At 61.0% G+C, this 18,343-nt stretch carries 16 protein-coding genes; 10 read left to right on the top strand and 6 right to left on the bottom strand.

All coding sequences use genetic code 11. The features are described 5' to 3' along the window. Nucleotides 1-115: 115 nt before the first annotated feature. Together egtD and egtB are read left to right on the top strand one after the other, a co-directional pair. Complete coding sequence (egtD, locus tag E4P32_RS14485) at nt 116-1,060, top strand: L-histidine N(alpha)-methyltransferase (protein WP_116435340.1); 945 nt, start codon at nt 116-118, stop codon at nt 1,058-1,060. 48 nt (nt 1,061-1,108) lie between these two features. Then, nucleotides 1,109-2,332, top strand: a complete 1,224-nt coding sequence (egtB, locus tag E4P32_RS14480; RefSeq protein WP_116435112.1) for an ergothioneine biosynthesis protein EgtB — start codon at nt 1,109-1,111, stop codon at nt 2,330-2,332. A 72-nt stretch (nt 2,333-2,404) separates the two neighbouring features. Here egtB and leuA read toward each other — a convergent pair whose 3' ends face one another. Together leuA and E4P32_RS24365 are read right to left on the bottom strand one after the other, a co-directional pair. Continuing rightward, nucleotides 2,405-4,108, bottom strand: a complete 1,704-nt coding sequence (gene leuA, locus E4P32_RS14475) for a 2-isopropylmalate synthase (protein WP_116435113.1) — start codon at nt 4,106-4,108, stop codon at nt 2,405-2,407. 92 nt (nt 4,109-4,200) lie between these two features. Further along, nucleotides 4,201-4,323 carry a hypothetical protein gene (locus E4P32_RS24365; protein ID WP_255419426.1) on the bottom strand — a complete coding sequence of 41 codons (123 nt, stop codon included), beginning with the start codon at nt 4,321-4,323 and terminating at the stop codon, nt 4,201-4,203. Between the two features lie 395 nt (nt 4,324-4,718). Here E4P32_RS24365 and E4P32_RS14470 point away from each other — a divergent pair, with 395 nt between their 5' ends. Genes E4P32_RS14470 through E4P32_RS14455 form a run of 4 tightly spaced genes read left to right on the top strand, consistent with a single transcriptional unit; the run spans nt 4,719 to nt 8,347 of the window. Then, nucleotides 4,719-5,360: a paraquat-inducible protein A gene (locus E4P32_RS14470; protein ID WP_116435114.1), complete on the top strand. Its 642-nt coding sequence runs from the start codon at nt 4,719-4,721 to the stop codon at nt 5,358-5,360. After that, nucleotides 5,357-6,088, top strand: coding sequence for a paraquat-inducible protein A (locus E4P32_RS14465; RefSeq protein ID WP_199525651.1), 732 nt, complete (start codon nt 5,357-5,359; stop codon nt 6,086-6,088). Before E4P32_RS14470 ends, E4P32_RS14465 begins: the two co-directional genes overlap by 4 nt. Further along, entirely contained in the window at nt 6,081-7,724 is a 1,644-nt protein-coding gene (locus tag E4P32_RS14460) for an MlaD family protein (RefSeq protein WP_116435115.1), read from the top strand. Before E4P32_RS14465 ends, E4P32_RS14460 begins: the two co-directional genes overlap by 8 nt. Then, a complete protein-coding gene (locus E4P32_RS14455) occupies nt 7,724-8,347 on the top strand; it encodes a PqiC family protein (protein WP_116435116.1) in 624 nt (207 codons plus the stop codon). Before E4P32_RS14460 ends, E4P32_RS14455 begins: the two co-directional genes overlap by 1 nt. A 109-nt stretch (nt 8,348-8,456) precedes the next feature. Here E4P32_RS14455 and E4P32_RS14450 read toward each other — a convergent pair whose 3' ends face one another. Together E4P32_RS14450 and fabI are read right to left on the bottom strand one after the other, a co-directional pair. Next, nucleotides 8,457-9,899, bottom strand: a complete 1,443-nt coding sequence (locus E4P32_RS14450) for a DEAD/DEAH box helicase (RefSeq protein WP_116435117.1) — start codon at nt 9,897-9,899, stop codon at nt 8,457-8,459. 408 nt (nt 9,900-10,307) lie between these two features. After that, complete coding sequence (fabI, locus tag E4P32_RS14445) at nt 10,308-11,090, bottom strand: enoyl-ACP reductase FabI (RefSeq protein WP_116435118.1); 783 nt, start codon at nt 11,088-11,090, stop codon at nt 10,308-10,310. A 288-nt stretch (nt 11,091-11,378) separates the two neighbouring features. Here fabI and E4P32_RS14440 point away from each other — a divergent pair, with 288 nt between their 5' ends. From E4P32_RS14440 to E4P32_RS14425, 4 genes are read left to right on the top strand one after another with little or no spacing between them, the layout of a single operon-like run. Next, a complete protein-coding gene (locus E4P32_RS14440) occupies nt 11,379-13,196 on the top strand; it encodes an extracellular solute-binding protein (protein WP_116435119.1) in 1,818 nt (605 codons plus the stop codon). 37 nt (nt 13,197-13,233) lie between these two features. Next, nucleotides 13,234-14,292 carry an ABC transporter permease subunit gene (locus E4P32_RS14435; protein WP_116435120.1) on the top strand — a complete coding sequence of 353 codons (1,059 nt, stop codon included), beginning with the start codon at nt 13,234-13,236 and terminating at the stop codon, nt 14,290-14,292. Beyond that, nucleotides 14,289-15,350 (top strand): ABC transporter permease, encoded by a 1,062-nt coding sequence (locus tag E4P32_RS14430; RefSeq protein WP_116435121.1) that lies wholly within the window; start codon nt 14,289-14,291, stop codon nt 15,348-15,350. Before E4P32_RS14435 ends, E4P32_RS14430 begins: the two co-directional genes overlap by 4 nt. Then, nucleotides 15,347-16,939: an ABC transporter ATP-binding protein gene (locus E4P32_RS14425; protein WP_116435122.1), complete on the top strand. Its 1,593-nt coding sequence runs from the start codon at nt 15,347-15,349 to the stop codon at nt 16,937-16,939. Before E4P32_RS14430 ends, E4P32_RS14425 begins: the two co-directional genes overlap by 4 nt. A gap of 40 nt (nt 16,940-16,979) precedes the next feature. On the opposite strand, the gene rbsD is transcribed toward E4P32_RS14425, so the two are convergent. Continuing rightward, nucleotides 16,980-17,372: a D-ribose pyranase gene (rbsD, locus tag E4P32_RS14420; RefSeq protein WP_116435123.1), complete on the bottom strand. Its 393-nt coding sequence runs from the start codon at nt 17,370-17,372 to the stop codon at nt 16,980-16,982. A gap of 15 nt (nt 17,373-17,387) precedes the next feature. Then, nucleotides 17,388-18,302, bottom strand: a complete 915-nt coding sequence (rbsK, locus tag E4P32_RS14415; RefSeq protein WP_116435124.1) for a ribokinase — start codon at nt 18,300-18,302, stop codon at nt 17,388-17,390. Nucleotides 18,303-18,343: the final 41 nt, after the last annotated feature.

The following is an 18,343-nucleotide window of genomic DNA, read 5'->3' as shown; positions in this document are numbered from 1 at the left end:
GTTCTTTAAACGCGATCTAGTGTATTGCATGCGCGGCTACCGTGCCGATCGCGTTCATGATGTTTCATGCTGTTTCAACCAGGAGAGCAAATTGGCTCAACGATTGTTGCAGGGCATGCAGGACGATTGGTCAGAACCCTGTCCCATCCGGAGTGAATTGCAAGACGGCCTGATGGCCGACGTTGCCAGCATTTCTCCCAAATATTTTTACGACGCGCTCGGCTCCACCTTGTTCGAGGCGATCTGCGCGCTGCCGGAATACTATCCGACCCGCACCGAGGCGCAAATCTTCGAGCAGCATGCCGACGACATTGCCGCGACGGTCGGCAAGGGCGTGACGATGATCGACCTCGGCGCCGGCAATTGCGCCAAGGCGGCGCGTCTGTTCCCTTCGCTGCAGCCGCGCCAATATGTGCCGATCGATATCTCGACGGAATTCCTGCGCGAGGCGGTGAACGGCTTGCGGCAAAAATTCCCGGCGATTCCGATGCAGGAAATCGCGATGGATTTTTCCGCCTCGCTGCAATTGCCGTCGACGGTCGGACGCGAGAATCGCCTGTTCTTTTATCCCGGCTCATCGCTCGGCAATTTCGCGCCGGAAGAGGCGCTGCAATTCCTCCGTCGCATGCGTCATGGCTTGCAACTGGGCGAAGGCGGCGGCATCTTGCTGGGCATTGACCTGGTCAAGGAAAAGGCGGTGCTCGACGCGGCCTACGACGACGCGCTGGGCGTGACGGCGGCGTTCAACCGCAACGCGCTGTTGCACGTCAATCGCCTGCTCGGCAGCGATTTCGTGGTCGCTGACTGGCAGCATCGCGGTTTCTTCAATCCGGAACTGTCGCGTATCGAGATGCACCTGGAAGCGCGCCGCGACCTGACGGTGACCTGGTGCGGCGGCGAGCGGACCTTCCGCCAGGGCGAACGCATCCATACCGAAAATAGCCATAAATTCACACCGGACGGTTTCAGCGACCTGTTGCACCAGGCCGGTTTCGGTCAGGCCAAGATGTGGTTCGACCCGCAGAAATGGTTCATGCTATGTTACGCGCGACCGGTGTAAGCAGACCTTGGCCTCACGGGCGAAGAGCTACAAAAGGAGATAAGCAGCATGCATAACGAGACGGCAGTACTGGCGGCAACGAATGCGGCCATCGTCGACGATTTTCTGCGCACGCGCGAATATTCGATGATCCTCGCAACGCCTTTGTCCGACGAGGATTGCGGTGCACAGTCGATGCCGGACGCCAGTCCGGTCAAGTGGCACCTGGCGCACACCAGCTGGTTCTTTGAAACCTTCATCCTCGAAACGTACGAGCCCGACTTTGCGCCGTTTCATCCGGCCTTCCGGGTGCTGTTCAATTCGTATTACGAAGGCGTCGGCGACAAGCATCCGCGTCCGCAGCGCGGCATGCTGACGCGCCCGTCGCTGGCCGAGGTCCGCGCCTATCGCGCCAACATCGACCTGCGCATGCAAGCCCTACTGCTGTCGGATGTGTGCGATGACAATTGCCTGCGCCTGCTGGAACTGGGCATGCAGCACGAGCAGCAGCATCAGGAACTGATACTGACCGACCTCAAGCATTTGCTGTCGCTCAATCCGCTCAAGCCCGCTTACCTGCCGCGCGCCTTGCAGGCCATGCCGGTGCAGACCGAGCTGGAGTGGAATACCTTCGACGCCGGCGTGGTGGAAATCGGTTACGGAAATAAGGAACGTGGCGGATTCTGTTTTGACAACGAGCTGCCGTCGCATCGCCAGTTCGTCGAAGCATTCGCGATCGGCTCGCGCCTGATCAGCAATATCGAGTACCTGATGTTCGTCGAGCAGGGCGGTTACGAGAATCCCGCTTATTGGCTGTCGGCCGGCTGGGACTGGCGCAGCAGCAATCACATCACGCATCCGCTGTACTGGCAGCGCCAGGAGGATGGCGCCTGGCGCGAGTTCACGCTGCACGGCATGCTGCCGCTGGACCCGCATGCGGCGGTGCTGCATTTGTCCTATTACGAAGCTGATGCGTTCGCACGCTGGGCCGGTGCGCGCTTGCCGACTGAGGCGGAGTGGGAATATGCCGCCGGCGAGTTGGGCAACGAGGGGCGGCAGTTCTTCGGCACGGCGTGGCAGTGGACTTCGAGCAGCTATGCGCCGTATCCGGGCTATGCGATTCCCGACGGTGCGGTGGGCGAGTACAACGGCAAGTTCATGGTCAATCAATACGTCTTGCGCGGCTCGTCGGGTGCGACGCCGCTCGGGCATTCGCGCATGAGTTATCGCAACTTCTTCCCGGCCACGGCTTGCTGGCAGTACAGCGGGATTCGATTGGCGCGATCGCTGTAACGACGACGCTGAAGTACAAATAAAAAAGCCGCCGGTTGGATAAACCGGCGGCTTTTTTTGCGTGATCCCGAATCAGGCGGCTTTCGCTTTTGGCGAAGACGGCTGATTTGCGCTCTGGTCGATCGCGATCTGGCGATTGACGGCGCTGAGGACGGCTTTGAACGAGGCGGTAACGATGTTGGCGTCGATGCCCACGCCGAAACCGGTCGGCGCTTCGTTCAAGCGCAGTTCGATGTAGCTGGCGGCTTGCGCGTTGGCGCCGGCGCCGATGGCGTGTTCGTGGAAATCCATCAGCTTGATGTCCAGGCCCAGCGCATTGACGAAGGCGTCGATAGGACCGTTGCCGGTGCCGCGCACGGTGGTCTTTTCGCCGTTGCGCTCAATGTCGACTTCGATCTTGATCGATTCTTCATGCGAGGTGTCTTCCGACATGCGGTGCGCGCGGTAGACGTACGGGGCACTGCGGTCCAGGTACTCGGTCTTGAAGATCGTGTAGATGTCGGTGGCGACGATTTCCTTGCCGCTGGCGTCGGCTTCGCGCTGGATCGCGCGGCTGAACTCGATCTGCAGGCGGCGCGGCAGGGCCAGGCCGTATTCCTGTTCCAGCAGGTAAGCCATGCCGCCCTTGCCGGACTGGCTGTTGACGCGGATCACTGCATCGTAGCTGCGGCCCAGGTCGGCCGGATCGATCGGCAGGTAAGGCACTTCCCAGATGGCGTCGGCTTGCTGCTTGGCGAAACCCTTCTTGATCGCGTCCTGGTGCGAGCCGGAGAAGGCCGTGAAGACCAGGTCGCCGACGTAAGGATGGCGCGGGTGGACCGGGATCTGGTTGCACTCTTCGACGCATTGACGCACGGTGTCGATGTCGGAGAAGTCCAGGCCTGGGTTGACGCCTTGCGTGTACAGGTTCAATGCCAGCGTGACCAGGTCGACGTTGCCGGTGCGTTCGCCGTTGCCGAACAGGCAGCCTTCGACGCGATCGGCGCCGGCCATGACGGCCAGTTCGGCGGAGGCGACGGCGGTGCCACGGTCGTTATGCGGGTGCACCGAGATGATGGAGGACGAGCGGTATTTCAGGTTGCGGCACATCCATTCGATCTGGTCGGCGTAGACGTTCGGGGTGCTGCATTCGACGGTCGACGGCAGATTGAGGATGACCTTGCGTTCCGGAGTCGCGCCCCAGGTTTCGCAGACGGCGTCGCAGATTTCCTTGGAGAAGTCGAGTTCGGTGGTGCTGAAGGACTCCGGCGAATATTCATAGCGCCATTGGGTTTCCGGACGCGCATCAGTCAATTCCTTGACCAATTGGGTGCCGGTGACGGCGATGTTCTTGATTTCGTCGCGCGACATGTTGAAGACGATCTTGCGGAAAGCCGGTGCGACCGAGTTGTACAGGTGGACGATGGCTTGCTTGGCGCCGGCCAGCGAATCGACGGTGCGGCGGATCAGTTCTTCGCGCGACTGGGTCAGCACGATGATGGTGACGTCGTCCGGGATGCGGTTTTCTTCGATCAGCTTGCGCACGAAATCGAAATCGGTTTGCGAGGCGGAAGGGAAGCCGACTTCGATTTCCTTCAGGCCGATTTGCAGGAGCATTTCAAAGAAGCGCAGCTTGCGTTCCGGGCTCATCGGCTCGATCAGCGCCTGGTTGCCATCGCGCAGGTCGGTGCTCATCCAGATCGGCGGCTTGGAAATGAACTGATTGGGCCAGGTGCGATCAGATAACGGGATCGTCGGGAATGCGCGGTATTTTGCTGCCGGGTTGCTTAACATCATGGTGGAACCTCTTTAATTGGTCACTGCTGTACAGAGAAACGTAACTGGGGAAATCATCTGATGTGGCTGGAAGTAGGGCCGCCTGACTGCCACTAACGCAAGGCCAGGCGACCGATCGGTAGTTTTAGCAGCAAACGCGCCGGCGCACGTGCAATGACCATCGCAGCGATCAATTCGCCGGAAATCAGGAATGCAGTGATGGACGTGAAATGCATGGACGGCTTTTCAGGAAAAATTTACAACTTTTTAATTGTGCCGCCATGTGTGCCTGAAGACCCATTTCGGATGCTTTTCAGACCATGACCAGCGAGGAAACTGCAAAAACCAGGGGAGAAACTTGGATCAGCGTTGGATCAGCGCGAAGCTGGTAGTAGCGTCACTAGTAGCAACGCTAGCAGGGCGCCAGCGAAGTGCGATAGTGTCAGGGAGAATTGTGTTGCGGAGTTCATTAGGCCACTTTAGAAGATTGCCGTTTGAATTGTCAAGCTTTATTCGCCCGGTCAGGCCCAATATCCCCGGAAAGCGAGCCGATCCGGTCATTTTTTGTTGTTAGAATCCAAGTTTGCCTAATTAACCAATAAGTCATCAATTTGAACCTCTCTCCCTCTCCATGCAAGAGCGCACCGACCTGATCGTTTGCGAAGAGTGCGATGCCGTCCATCGCCGGCCGGTGCTCGCACATGCCGAGATCGCCCGCTGCCTGCGCTGCGGCGCCGAGCTCGAGCGCGATACCGGCAGCCGCCTGGAGCGCTTGCTGCCGCTGACGGTGGCGAGCCTGATCATGTTCGTGATCGCCAACAGCTTTCCCATCGTGCAGATCGAGCTGCAAGGCCTGACCAGCGACACCACGCTGTTCGGCGCGGTGATGGTGCTCAGCGGCGAGGGCATGTCGCTGGTGGCGATGCTGGTGCTGGCGACGACCATTCTGTTCCCGCTGATGCAGATGCTGGTGTTGCTTTACCTGCTGCTACCGTTCGCGCATGACGTGCACGATGGACATCGTCCCGGCGTGAAGATATTGCTGCGCCTGATGCAGATAGTGCGGCCCTGGGGCATGGTCGAAGTATTCCTGCTCGGCGTGCTGGTGGCGCTGGTGAAACTGTCCAATATGGCGGCCGTGGTGCCGGGCGTTGCCTTGTGGGCGTTTGGCGCGCTGACCATCCTGCTGACGGTGGTGGTGTCGTTCAACCCGCGTTACCTGTGGCGCATCCTGGTCAGCGAACGCCGCAATAGCGGGGAGCCGGTGCGATGAGCGCGGGTACGCACAACGCCGGCGTTGACGGGATGGACGATGCGTCGCAACCAGTCGCGGCCGTACCTCAGCTCGACAGCGCCATCGGCACCGATATTTTCCCCTGCCACCACTGCGGCACGGTCTGGCAGGGCGCGCAGCAGGATGAACAATGCGGCGTCTGCCATGCGCCGCTGCACCGGCGCCGTATCGACAGCCTCAATCGCACCTGGGCGTTTCTTATCGCCGCCTGCATCATGTATATCCCGGCCAATCTGATGCCGGTGATGATCACTTCGACGCTGCTCGATGAGCAGCGCGACACCATCATGAGCGGCATCGTCTATTTCTGGGCGTCGGGTTCATGGGAGCTGGCCATCGTGGTGTTCGTCGCCAGTTTCATGGTGCCGCTGTTCAAGTTGGTGGCGCTGATCATCCTGACCGTCAGCGCGCGCCGTCGCAGCAGCTGGCAGCGCCTGCAGCGCGCCAAGCTGTACCGGGTGGTGGAAACCATCGGCCGCTGGTCCATGCTGGACGTCTTCGTCGTGTCGCTGCTGACCGGACTGGTGCAGATAGAAGGATTTGCCAAGATTACCGCCGGCATCGGTGTGGCGGCGTTCGGCTCGGTGGTGGTGTTTACCATGCTGGCGTCGCTGAGCTTCGACCCGCGCCTGATCTGGGATGAGGTCGATCCGCAAGACGAGCAGGTTACAGATATAGAGCAACAAGAAAAGGATCGCAATGACTGAACCAACGACGCCGACATCGCCACCGTCGCCTTCACCTTCACACCGGCCGGAACCGAAACGCGAGCGCCGCCGTAATTGGCTGCCTTCGCTGGTCTGGCTGATTCCCATCGTCGCCGCCGTGGTCGGCCTGACGCTGGTGGCCAAGATCCTGGTCGAACGCGGCCCGATCATCACCATCAGCTTTGTCTCGGCCGAAGGCCTCGAAGCCGGCAAGACCAAAGTCAAGTACAAGGACGTCGACATCGGCCAGGTGCAGTCGATCACGCTCAGCAAGGATCGCTCGCACGTCATCACCACTGTGCAGCTGACCAAGGAAGCGGAAAGCTTCACCGCCGACGATACCCGCTTCTGGGTGGTGCGTCCGCGCGTGGCGGCATCGGGCATTTCCGGCTTGAACACCTTGCTGTCGGGCGCCTACATCGGCGCCGACGCCGGCAAGTCGGAAGAAACCAAGAAAGAATTCGCCGGCCTCGAGCAACCCCCCATCATCACGCGCGACACCTCGGGCAAGCAGTTCGTACTGCATGCTTCCGACCTCGGCTCGGTCGACATCGGTTCGCCTGTGTTCTATCGCCGTATCAAGGTCGGCCAGGTCGCGGCGTATGACCTCGACCAGGATGGCCGCGGCGTGACGCTGCGCATCTTCATCAATGCACCGTACGACAAGTTCGTCGGCATCAGTTCGCGCTTCTGGCACGCGAGTGGCTTCGACATGCAGATCAACGCCAGCGGATTCAAGCTGCATACCCAGTCTCTGGCGACGGTGGTGCTCGGCGGCATTGCGTTCAAGAGCATCGACGATCTCGATTCGCCGACGCCCGCCAAGGAAAACACGAGCTTCCGCCTGGCCGAAGACGAAGCGGCGGCGATGAAGGAACCCGACGGCCGCTCGCAAACCGTGCTGCTGTACTTCAACCAGTCCTTGCGCGGCCTGGAGCCGGGTGCAGTGGTGGACTTCCGCGGCGTGGTGCTGGGCGAGGTCAAGTCGATCGGCATCGAGTACGACGACAAGACCCGCGAGTTCGTGATGCCGGTGGTGGTGCAGCTGTATCCGGATCGCCTCGGCCGCAAGTTCAACGAGCAGCAGGAGTCGCGCTATACACCGCGTCAACGCTTGAAGTATCTGGTCTCGCGCGGCCTGCGTGCACAGCTGCGCAGCGGCAGCCTGTTGACCGGGCAGGTGTACGTGGCGCTGGACTTCTTCCCGAACGCAGCGCCGACGCAGATCGATATCGAGAGGACGCCGCTGGTGTTCCCGACGATACCGAACAGCCTTGACGAGATCCAGAACCAGATCGGCGACATCACGCGCAAGCTCAGCAAGGTGCCGTTCGACAAGATCGGCGACGACCTGCGCAAGACGCTGGCGACGCTCAACCGCACCCTGACCAGCGCCGAGCAGACCATGAACAAGCTCAACAACGACGTCGCGCCGGAAATCACCGCCGCCATGCGCGATGCACGCAAGACGCTCAGCGCCGCCGAACGGACGTTGTCCGAAGACGCGCCGTTGCAGCAGGATGTACGTCAGACCATGCAGGAGCTGTCACGCGCGGCGGGATCAATCCGCGTGCTCACCGATTATTTGCAGCAACATCCGGAATCGCTGATTCGCGGCAAGCAGGAGGATAAATAATGCAGCGCAGTTTCACTCTCATCTCGACGGCAACAGCAGCAACAGCAGCAGCGGTGCTGCTGAGCGCCTGCGCATCGGCGCCGACGCGCTTCTACACGCTGGCTGACGCTGCCACACCTGCGGCAGCAGCAACTGCAGCGGCCGGACAGACCTTCATCGAGGTCGCCCCGGTCAGCGTGCCGGAACGCCTGGCGCGACCGCAAATCGTGGTGCGCACCGACGCCACGCGCGTGGATATTCTGGAGCAGGATCGCTGGTCGGCGCCGTTCAACAATGAGTTGCGCGACGCACTGGCGAGTGGTGTGGCCAACCGGCTCGGCGCGGTCGACGTGACGCGCGGCGGCCGTCCCAACAACCAGCCGGTCTATCGCATCGTGGTCGAATTGCGCCAGCTCGATGCGGTGAAGGGCGGCAAGGTCGATGCCACGTTCGGCTGGACCATCACGCGCAGCGACAACACCAACAGCGCGGTGTGCCGCCTGACGGTGGTGGAGCCGGCATCGGGATTGAGCGTGGATGGCGTAGTGCAAGGAATGCAGCGCGCGGTGGGCAATGCCGCCGACGCCATCGCCGCCGACGTGACGGCCTTGCGTGCAGGGAAGACGGGAGTCTGCAGCCGCTGACACTGCGCAGTTTTACCCTGCCGGAAATGACAAAGGCCGCTTCATCGAAGCGGCCTTTTGTTTTGCTGCACCGGCAAACATCACCGGTACGGTCAGTCTTTAATGCAGATCAGCGATCGCCGTACGAGCGACGTGCGCCGCCGTCGGAAGAACGTGCGCCAGTACCCTTGTAGCCGCCACCGCCGCCTTCTTTGCGTGGACCACCGCTACCGGCAGGCTTGCCGCCGAAGCTGCGACCGCCGCCATTGCCATTACCGTTGCCGGCAGGACGAGCAGGACCGCTGCGGTTGTCGCCTGGACGCCAGCCGCCCGGCTTGCGCGCGGCGCGTGCAGGAGCTGCTGTCTTCTTTGGCTCGTAGCCTTCAACGACGTCGATAGGAATCGGTTGCTTGGTGAAGCGCTCGATACGTTTGACGTGCATGCCTTCAGCATGGTTGACCAACGAGATGGCAACGCCGTTACGGCCGGCACGACCGGTGCGGCCGATGCGGTGAACGTAGTCTTCCGGGAATTTCGGCAGATCGTAGTTGAACACGTGGGTGATGCCTGGCACGTCGATGCCGCGGGCGGCAACGTCGGTTGCCACCAGCACGCGCACCTGGCCGCGGCGCATGCCGTCCAGTGTACGGTTACGTGCGCCTTGATGCATGTCGCCATGCAGAGCGGCGGCAGCGAAACCGGCGATGTTCAGACGGTCGGCGATGGTGTCGGCGTCACGCTTGGTGGCGGTGAACACAACGGCCTGATCCATGGTCACGTCGCGCAGCAGGAAGTCGAGCAGGCGATTCTTGTGCGACAGGTCGTCGACGAAGTGAACGCGCTGGGCGATGTTTTCATGCTTGGTGGCGGAACCGGCGATCTGGATGATCTGCGGTGCATTGGTGATGCGCTTGGCCATGTTGCCGACGACGCCGTCCAGCGTTGCCGAGAACAGCATGGTCTGACGCGTTGCCGGTGTAGCGGCGACGATCTTTTCGATGTCTTCGATGAAGCCCATGTCCAGCATGCGGTCGGCTTCGTCCAGAACCAGGATTTCCAGTTCGGAGAAATCGATCTTGCCCGAATCCATATGGTCGATCAGACGGCCAGGTGTCGCCACCAGGATTTCAGGATTGCGCGACAGCAATTGCATCTGCTTCGGATAAGGCATGCCGCCCAGGATCGACACGGCCTTCAGACGGCGCATGTGGGCGCAGTACTTGTCGGTCGCGGTGGTCACTTGCAGGGCCAGTTCGCGAGTTGGCGTCAGCACCAGCATCTTTGGCTGTGCAGGACGGAAACGTGGACGGTCACCGCGAGCCTTGGCGGCTTGCGATTCCTGGTTAGGCGTCTTGGCGCCGGGAGCGGCAGGCGGCATAGAGGCGAATTTGTGCAGCGCCGGCAGCATGAATGCTGCGGTCTTGCCGGAGCCGGTCTGCGACGACACCAGCAGATCCTTGCCGGCGATGGCGGCAGGGATCGCCTGTTCCTGGACCGAAGTCGGCGCGGTGTAGCCGGAGTCGGTCAAGGCTTTGATGATCGATGGGTGCAGGCCTAGTGATTCAAAAGTCATGTTTTCTTTCGTTTAGTATGAGCGCCAGACAAATGCTATGCAGCGCAACGATTGCGTCGGTTTGAACGAACGCAACGAGCGCACAGCAAAAGCGGTGAACGCAAAAAAGCAACGCCAACCAACGAAATGACTATGAAAAACAAAGAAATTTCGGCACAAAAGCTTTGCGCCGGGACGGTGTCGCTTAAAAAGTAAGGACACTCAAGGCGGGAGGGCTTTTACTACGTACTGTCGACTGTCTAGCGCGACAATTAGGGCTTGCGAAGCTACTGAGTAATCCGGTAGACCGGATGACGGTTTGTACGTCGTATTGCAACGCACAAACCGAATCATACAGGAAAATGTCGAAGTTGGCACTAGGACTTGTTCGGAGATTTGCCTCGAACAAGCCCTGAACTTTAATGCGTCTTACTCCGAGATACCACCGACGACACGCGAGAAGCCGCCGTCCACGTAGGTGATTTCACCGGTAATGCCGCCGGCCAGGTCCGACAGCAGGAAGGCCGATGCATTGCCAACGTCCTCGATAGTTACGTTGCGGCGCAACGGAGCGTGATCGGAGACGAAGCCGAGGATCTTGCCGAAGCCCTTGATGCCGCTGGCTGCCAGGGTCTTGATCGGGCCGGCGGAAACGCCGTTGACGCGCACGCCCTTGGGACCCAGCGATTCGGCCAGATAGCGCACGCTGGCTTCCAGCGATGCCTTGGCCAGGCCCATGGTGTTGTAGTTCGGGACGACGCGCTCGGAGCCGAGATACGTCAGCGTCAGCAGCGCCGAGTTTGGGCGCAGCAGCGGCAGGGCAGCCTTGGCCATGGCCGGGAAGCTGTAGGCCGAGATATCGTGGGCGATCTTGAAGCCTTCGCGCGAGAAGCCTTCCAGGAAGTCGCCGGCAATCGCATCGGCCGGCGCATAGCCGATCGCGTGCACCAGGCCGTCGAGTTGATCCCAGGACTTGCCGAGGTCGGCGAACAGGGCGTTGATCTGCTCATCGCTGCCGACGTCGCAATCGAAAATCAGCTTGGTGTCGAATTCTTCCGCAAACTTGGTGATGCGGTCCTTGAAACGCTCGCCGACATAGGTGAACGCCAGTTCCGCGCCTTCGCGCTTGCATGCCGTGGCGATGCCGTAGGCGATGGAACGATTCGATAACAAACCTGTGATCAGGATTTTTTTGCCTTGCAGAAATGCCATGTTGACTCCGAGTGATTCGCCGTGCAGCGGCAGCAGGCTGAAAGCCGCGCCGGAACAGGCGAAATAAGGGGGATTCCGGTTCTATGCAGTATATTTGCGCTTGAACTGGGCAAGATTGTAGGGGCTTGCGACGGCGGGGGCAACTTCTGGCGTTTTTACGGCTGCCTGTTATTGCCATTGTGTAAAAATTTATTCTGTAAAATGATCGAATTGCTTTCAAATAGCTCATAAAGCACATCACTTAGCACATCACTTTCAGGAACCAGAAATTCGACATGACAAGTACGCATGCGTAAATTCACCCTCTCCACATTGCTCCTGAGCTTCGCGGCAACACTCGGATTCAGCGGCCCGGCCTTCGCCGACCACGCTTTCTCGCTGTACGACACCCCCAAGTATCCCGCCGGTTTCACCCACTTCGATTATTTCAATCCCGACGCGCCCAAACGCGGCACGCTGTACCTGGCCAATCCGGATCGCCGCACCAGCTTCGACAAGTTCAATCCGTTCTCGCTCAAGGGCGTGGCGGCGGCGGGCGTGTCCACGCTGATGTTCGAGACCCTGGCGGTCGGCTCGTCCGATGAAGTCGCCACCATGTACGGCCTGCTGGCCGACGACATGACGCTGGCGCCGGATCGCATGGCGATGACTTTCCATCTGAACCCGAAGGCGCGCTTCAACAACGGCGACCCGGTCACCGCGGCCGACGTCAAATATTCCTACGACACACTGCTGGCCAAAGGCGCGCCGCAGTTCAAGTCGATGTTCGCCGACGTCAAACAATGCGTGGTGGTCGATGCACAGACCGTGCGCTTCGAATTCAAGACCAGGAACCACGAGCTGCCGCTGATCGTCGGCGGCGTACCGGTGTTCTCCAAAAAATGGGCGGCCGGTACGGCGTTCGACAACATCCAGCTGACGCCGCCGATCACCAGCGGCCCGTATCTGATCGACACCTACGATGTCGGCCGCAACATTACCTACAAGCGCAATCCGGCCTATTGGGGCACGGATATCCCGACGCGCAAGGGCAGCTTCAATTTCGAACGCATCGCCTATCGCTTCTACAAGGACGATGTGGCGCGGCTGGAAGCCTTCAAGGCCGGCGAGTTCGACGTGGTGGTGGAATACAGCGCCAAGAACTGGGTGCGCAACTACAACGGTCCCAAATTCGTCAGCGGTGAAATCGTCAAGCGCGAACTCAAGCACTCCAACGGCGCCGGCATGCAGGGCTTCGTGATGAACCTGCGCCGCGACCAGTTCAAGGATGCCCGCGTGCGCCAGGCGCTGGGACTTGCGCTCGACTACGAATGGATGAACCGGCAACTGTTTTACGGTCAGTATTCGCGCATCTATTCCTTCTTCAACAACAGCACGCTTGCCGCCACCGGCGCACCGGAAGGCGACGAGCTCAAATTGCTGGAGTCGATCCAGGCTTCCGGCACGAAGATCGATCCGGCCGTGTTCGGTCCGGCCCCGGTGCCACCCAACACCAATCCGCCCGGCTCGCTGCGCGCCAACCTGCTGCAGGCGCGTGAGCTGCTGCGTCAGGCCGGCTGGGAATACCGCGACGGCGCCCTGCGCAACGCCAAGGGTGAAGTGTTCGCGTTCGAGGTCCTGGATGATCAGTCGGCGCTGTCGCGCGTGATCAGCATCTACGTCCGCAACCTGCAAAAGCTGGGCATCCAGGTGACGCAGCGCACCGCCGATTTCGCCCTGGTAGCCAAGCGCATGGACGAGTTCGATTACGACATGACCAGTATCCGCTTCCCCGACGTCAGCAGCCCCGGCAATGAAATGTTCGACATGTTCGGCTCCAAGGCGGCCGATGAAAAAGGCTCCAACAATGTGTGGGGCCTGAAGGACAAGGCCGTCGACAAACTGGTCGAAGCGCTGGTCGCCGCCGAAACGCGCAAGGACCTGGTCGCGGCCGCGCGCGGGCTGGACCGCGTCTTGCTGCACAAATACATCGTGGTGCCGCAGTGGTATTCGTCGACGCACCGCGTGGCCTATCGCAACCGCTTCGGCATTCCCGCCGTGGCGCCGCTGTACTACCAGGCCGATCCTTACGTGATCTCAAGCTGGTGGGAAGTGTCGCCGAAATGAATGTCGTGATTACTATTTTTAACCTGCCGGCGCTGCCATGAATATCTGGTCCTATATCCTCAAACGCATCCTGCTGATGTTGCCGACATTGCTGGGCGTCGTCGTGATCACGTTCGCCGTGATCCAGTTCGTGCCGGGCGGCCCGGTCGAGCAGGCGCTGATCGAAATGAAAGGCCTCGGCGGCGGCGGTGAAGCCTCCGGCGGCGGCGCCTCGCAATACCGCGGGCGCCAGGGCATCGACGCCGAGCGCGTCAACGAGATCAAGGCGCTGTACGGCTTCGACAAGCCGCCGGTCGAGCGTTTCTGGCAAATGCTCAAGGGCTTCGCCACCTTCGACCTGGGCAAGAGTTTTTACCATCACGGCGATGTCTGGCAACTGGTGAAATCCAAGATGCCGGTGTCGATCACGATCGGCCTGTGGACCTTTTTCCTGACTTACCTGATCTCGGTGCCGCTGGGCATCGCCAAAGCGGTGCGCGAGGGCAGCGGCTTCGATTCGGCCACCAGCGCGCTGGTGCTGGTCGGCTATTCGATCCCCGGTTTTGTGCTGGGTGTGTTCCTGCTGGTGGTGTTCGGCGGCGGCAGTTTTGTGCAGTGGTTCCCGCTGCGCGGACTGACTTCGGATGACTGGGCCACGCTGTCGCTGGTGGGCAAGGTCAAGGATTACCTGTGGCATATCACCTTGCCGGTGATTGCTTCCGTGGCCGGTTCGTTTGCGGTCATGACCATGCTGACCAAGAACACCTTCCTCGAAGAAATTCGCAAGCAATACGTGCTGACCGCGCGCGCCAAGGGCCTCTCCGAAAACAAGGTGCTCTACAAGCACGTGTTCCGCAATGCGCTGATCCCGCTGGTGACCGGTTTTCCGGCGGCCTTCATCGGCGCCTTCTTCGCCGGCAGCCTGCTGATCGAGACACTGTTCTCTCTCGACGGCCTGGGTCTGCTGTCGTATGAGTCGGTGATCCGGCGTGATTATCCGGTCGTCATGGGTACGCTGTACCTGTTCACGCTGATCGGGCTGGTGGTGAAGCTGCTCGGCGATCTCTGTTATGTCTGGGCCGACCCGCGCGTCCAGTTTGAAAGTCTGGCCAAATGAGCGCGACCATTGTGACTGCTTCTCTTTCTTCCGCTCCTTCGATTTCTCCGGGTCGCCGTATCTGGCTGCGCTTCCGCCAGAACCGCAACGGCTACGTGAGCTTGATCCTTTTCCTGATCCTGTTCGTGATCAGCCTCGGCGCAGAACTGGTCTCCAACGACAAGCCGCTGGTGGCGAGCTATCACGGCAAGATCCTGTTCCCGATTGCACATGATTATTCGGAGAAGACCTTCGGCGGCGACTTCGAATCGCCGGCCGACTACCTCGATCCCTTCATCCAGGATCAGTTCAAGAAGGACGGCAATTGGGCGATCTATCCGCCCAACCACTATCGCTTCGATACGCTCAACTATTTCGCCAAACAACCGAATCCGGCGCCGCCGTCTGCGGAGAACTGGCTGGGCACCGACGACCGCGGTCGTGACGTGTTTGCGCGCTTGCTGTACGGCTTCCGCATTTCCATCCTGTTCGGCCTGGCGCTGACGGTCACCGGCGTGGTGCTGGGTTTGCTGGCGGGCGCGGTGCAGGGTTACTTTGCCGGCCGCACCGACTTGTTCATGCAACGCATCCTGGAAATCTGGGGCTCGATGCCGGAGCTGTACCTGCTGATCATTTTTTCCTCCATCTTCGAGCCCAGCATCAGCCTGCTGCTGGTGCTGTTGTCACTGTTCGGCTGGATGGGTTTGTCGGATTACGTGCGCGCCGATTTCCTGCGCAACCGCAATCTTGAATATGTGCAGGCGGGGCGCGCGCTCGGCCTGTCGAACATGCAGATCATCTGGCGCCATGTGCTGCCCAACAGCCTGACGCCGGTGGTCACTTTCCTGCCGTTCCGCATGAGTGCATCGATCCTGGCGCTGACCAGCCTCGACTTCCTCGGTCTCGGCGTGCCGCCTTCGACGCCCAGCCTCGGTGAGCTGCTGGCGCAGGGCAAGAACAATCTCGATGCCTGGTGGATTGCCTTGTCGACCTTTCTCGTGCTGACCATCACCTTGCTGCTGCTGACCAATATCGGCGACGCCTTGCGCAATGCCCTCGACGTGCGGAGGAAAGCATGAGCCTGCTCGATATTCGCAATCTCTCGGTGCGCTTCGGCGACGCCACGGTAGTCGACGACGTCAGCTTCGGCATCGAGCCCGGTGAAAAATTTGCGCTGGTCGGCGAATCCGGTTCCGGCAAGACGGTCAGCGCCTTGTCGGTGCTGCGCCTGAACCAGGATGCGCGCTACGACGGTCAGATTCTGTTCAACGGCGCAGACATCCTGCAAAAGAGTGAAGCGGCCATGCGCGGCGTGCGCGGCATGGATGCGGCGATGATTTTCCAGGAGCCGATGACAGCCCTGAACCCCTTGTTCACCATCGGCAACCAGATCGCCGAAGTGCTGATGCTGCACGAAGGCCTGAACGCCAGGGCGGCTGCACAACGCACCGTGGCCTTGCTGGAAAAGACCGGCATTCCCGAGCCTGCCCGACGCGCATTGGCTTACCCGCATCAATTGTCCGGCGGCCAGCGCCAGCGCGCGATGATTGCGATGGCGCTGGCATGCCATCCCAAGCTGCTGATCGCCGATGAGCCGACTACCGCACTGGACGTGACGATCCAGGTGCAGATCCTGGAGTTGCTCAATCAATTGCAGCGCGATGAAAACATGGCCGTGCTGCTGATCTCGCACGATCTCAACCTGGTGCGCCACTTTGCCGACCGTGTCGGCGTGATGGAAAAAGGCAAGCTGGTCGAGACCGCCGCCACCGCTGATTTGTTCGCAGCGCCGCAGCAGGCTTATACGCGCAAGCTGCTGGCCAGCCAGCCGCAGCGCAATGTCGACGAGATCGCGCCGGATGCGCCGGTGCTGCTGACCGGCACCAATGTGCGTTGCACCTTTTCGATCAAACAAGGCTGGCTGCGCAAGAAAAAATTCGCCGCCGTCGACGACGTCAGCCTGACGCTGCGCAAGGGTGAAACGCTCGGCATCGTGGGCGAGTCGGGTTCCGGCAAGTCGACGCTGGGCATGGCCTTGCTGCGCTTGTCGACGGCCACGGTCGAAGGCGATATCCGTTTCGACGGCCAGCCGGTCAGCGCCATGAGTTCGGCCGCCGTGCGCCCTCTGCGTGCACGCATGCAGGTGGTGTTCCAGGATCCGTTCGCTTCGCTGTCGCCGCGTCGCACGGTCGCCCAGATTGTCGGCGAAGGACTGGCCTTGCATCAGCCTCAGCTGAGCGCGCAACAGCAGCGCGCCGAAGTAGTCGCGGCGCTGCACGAAGTCGGCATGTCGGAAGACATGCTGCAACGCTATCCGCACGAATTCTCCGGTGGGCAGCGCCAGCGCATTGCGATTGCGCGTGCGGTGGTGTTGAAGCCGGATCTGTTATTGCTGGACGAGCCGACCTCGGCGCTCGACGTCACCGTGCAGCAGCAGGTCTTGCAACTGCTGGCGCAATTGCAGCGCAAGCATGGCCTGGCGTATCTGTTCATCAGCCACGACCTCGCCGTCATCCGCGCCATGGCGCATCAGGTGCTGGTGATGAAGGACGGCAAGGTGGTGGAAGGTGGCGCAGTTGCCGACGTCCTGCAGCAGCCCTCGCATGCTTACACCCAGCGCCTGCTGGCGGCGGCAACTTATGCGGCTGACAACGTAGCAGGGACGTGAGGAGTCTGCCTTTAATTGAGATTGCTTCGCCGGGTCTGACTCAGAACGTCACGCCGGCAATCAGGATGATGTTCGCATACGGCGTGAACTCGCCGGTGCGAATCACCGCCCGCGCCTGTTGCGTGCGGCGCTTGAATTCCTCATGCGACAGGGTCTGCTTGCCGGCCAGTCCGAGCTGCCCGACTTGCTGCGCCAACTGCGGGCTGCGTTCAGCCAGTTCATCGGCCAGCAAGTGATGTTCGACGTGCATTTCAGCCAGCACCGTCTGCAACGTATCCATGAAACCGGGGATGCCGCGCGTCAGCGCCAGGTCTATCAGCGGCACGCCGGGCGGCACCGGTAGGCCGGCGTCGCCGATCACGATGCTGTCGCCGTGGCCGAGCGAAGCAATCAGTTGCGACAGCGCGATGTTGAGTAGTGGTGTCTTTTTCACGTCGGTTCTCCTTGCTCAGTCCGCGACTTCCCGGCGGAAAGGAATGGAAGTCTGTGCACCCATGCGTGCCACGCTGATGGCGGCCGCGCGCTGACCCAGCGCGATGGCGTCGGCTTCGCTGCGGCCTTCCGCCAGCGCGGCGACAAAGCCGCCGATGAAGGTGTCGCCGGCGGCGGTGGTGTCGACCGCCTTGACGGCTTGCGCTGCGAAATGCGCGGAGCCTGATTCCAGCGCCGCGTAGACGCCTTTGTCTCCCAGCGTGACCAGCACGTTGGTCGAGCCGGCCGCGCGCAACTTGCCGATCACGGCGGCAATCTGTTCGTCATTGTCAATGCCACTTGCGGGCATGCCGGCCAGCATTGCGGCTTCGATTTCGTTGGGCACCAGGTAATCGATTTGTCCCAGCAACTCGGTCGGCAAGGCTTGCGCCGGCGCCGGATTGAGCACCACGGTCTTGCCCAGCGCATGCGCCAGTTTGATGGCGTGGATCACGGTCGGTAGCGGCGACTCCAACTGCAGGACCACGATGCGCGCCTGTTCGATCAGGCTGCGCGCAGCGTCGATGTGGGCCGGGCTGAGCTCGGCATTGGCGCCGGACGCCAGCACGATGCTGTTCTGGCCGCTGTCGTCCACCAGGATGGAGGCGATGCCGGACGCCGTGCCGGGTATCGTCGTCACATGGCTGTCGTCGATGCCGTCTTTGCGCAGCGCCGTACGCAGCTCTGCACCGAAGGCGTCATCGCCCAGGCAGGCCACCATCGCGACCTTGACGTCGTCGGCGCTCAGGCGCGCACAGGCCACCGCCTGGTTGGCGCCCTTGCCGCCGGGGATGGTGCGGAACTGGCCGCCGGTGATGGTTTCGCCCGGGAGCGGCATGCGCGGCACGCGCAAGACCAGATCCATGTTGATGCTGCCGATGATAACTATCATGTGTTTCCGACGGTTGATGAAGTGAATTGTTGAACGGTTGT

This window comes from Herbaspirillum sp. 3R11, assembly GCF_004563925.1.
Classification (GTDB): domain Bacteria; phylum Pseudomonadota; class Gammaproteobacteria; order Burkholderiales; family Burkholderiaceae_D; genus Herbaspirillum.
Note: the sequence above shows the minus strand (reverse complement) of the source record. Positions and strands in the feature narration are given on the sequence as shown.

What these genes read in the sequence shown, in the direction of transcription:
- E4P32_RS14465 (WP_199525651.1), top strand. Translation starts at nt 5,357, where the DNA reads ATGAGCGCGGGTACGCACAACGCCGGCGTTGACGGGATGGACGATGCG.
- E4P32_RS14425 (WP_116435122.1), top strand. Translation starts at nt 15,347, where the DNA reads ATGAGCCTGCTCGATATTCGCAATCTCTCGGTGCGCTTCGGCGACGCC.
- leuA (WP_116435113.1), bottom strand. Translation starts at nt 4,108, where the DNA reads ATGATGTTAAGCAACCCGGCAGCAAAATACCGCGCATTCCCGACGATC.
- egtB (WP_116435112.1), top strand. Translation starts at nt 1,109, where the DNA reads ATGCATAACGAGACGGCAGTACTGGCGGCAACGAATGCGGCCATCGTC.
- E4P32_RS14460 (WP_116435115.1), top strand. Translation starts at nt 6,081, where the DNA reads ATGACTGAACCAACGACGCCGACATCGCCACCGTCGCCTTCACCTTCA.
- fabI (WP_116435118.1), bottom strand. Translation starts at nt 11,090, where the DNA reads ATGGCATTTCTGCAAGGCAAAAAAATCCTGATCACAGGTTTGTTATCG.
- egtD (WP_116435340.1), top strand. Translation starts at nt 116, where the DNA reads ATGCAGGACGATTGGTCAGAACCCTGTCCCATCCGGAGTGAATTGCAA.
- E4P32_RS14450 (WP_116435117.1), bottom strand. Translation starts at nt 9,899, where the DNA reads ATGACTTTTGAATCACTAGGCCTGCACCCATCGATCATCAAAGCCTTG.
- E4P32_RS14470 (WP_116435114.1), top strand. Translation starts at nt 4,719, where the DNA reads ATGCAAGAGCGCACCGACCTGATCGTTTGCGAAGAGTGCGATGCCGTC.
- rbsK (WP_116435124.1), bottom strand. Translation starts at nt 18,302, where the DNA reads ATGATAGTTATCATCGGCAGCATCAACATGGATCTGGTCTTGCGCGTG.
- E4P32_RS14435 (WP_116435120.1), top strand. Translation starts at nt 13,234, where the DNA reads ATGAATATCTGGTCCTATATCCTCAAACGCATCCTGCTGATGTTGCCG.
- E4P32_RS24365 (WP_255419426.1), bottom strand. Translation starts at nt 4,323, where the DNA reads ATGCATTTCACGTCCATCACTGCATTCCTGATTTCCGGCGAATTGATC.
- E4P32_RS14455 (WP_116435116.1), top strand. Translation starts at nt 7,724, where the DNA reads ATGCAGCGCAGTTTCACTCTCATCTCGACGGCAACAGCAGCAACAGCA.
- E4P32_RS14430 (WP_116435121.1), top strand. Translation starts at nt 14,289, where the DNA reads ATGAGCGCGACCATTGTGACTGCTTCTCTTTCTTCCGCTCCTTCGATT.
- E4P32_RS14440 (WP_116435119.1), top strand. Translation starts at nt 11,379, where the DNA reads ATGCGTAAATTCACCCTCTCCACATTGCTCCTGAGCTTCGCGGCAACA.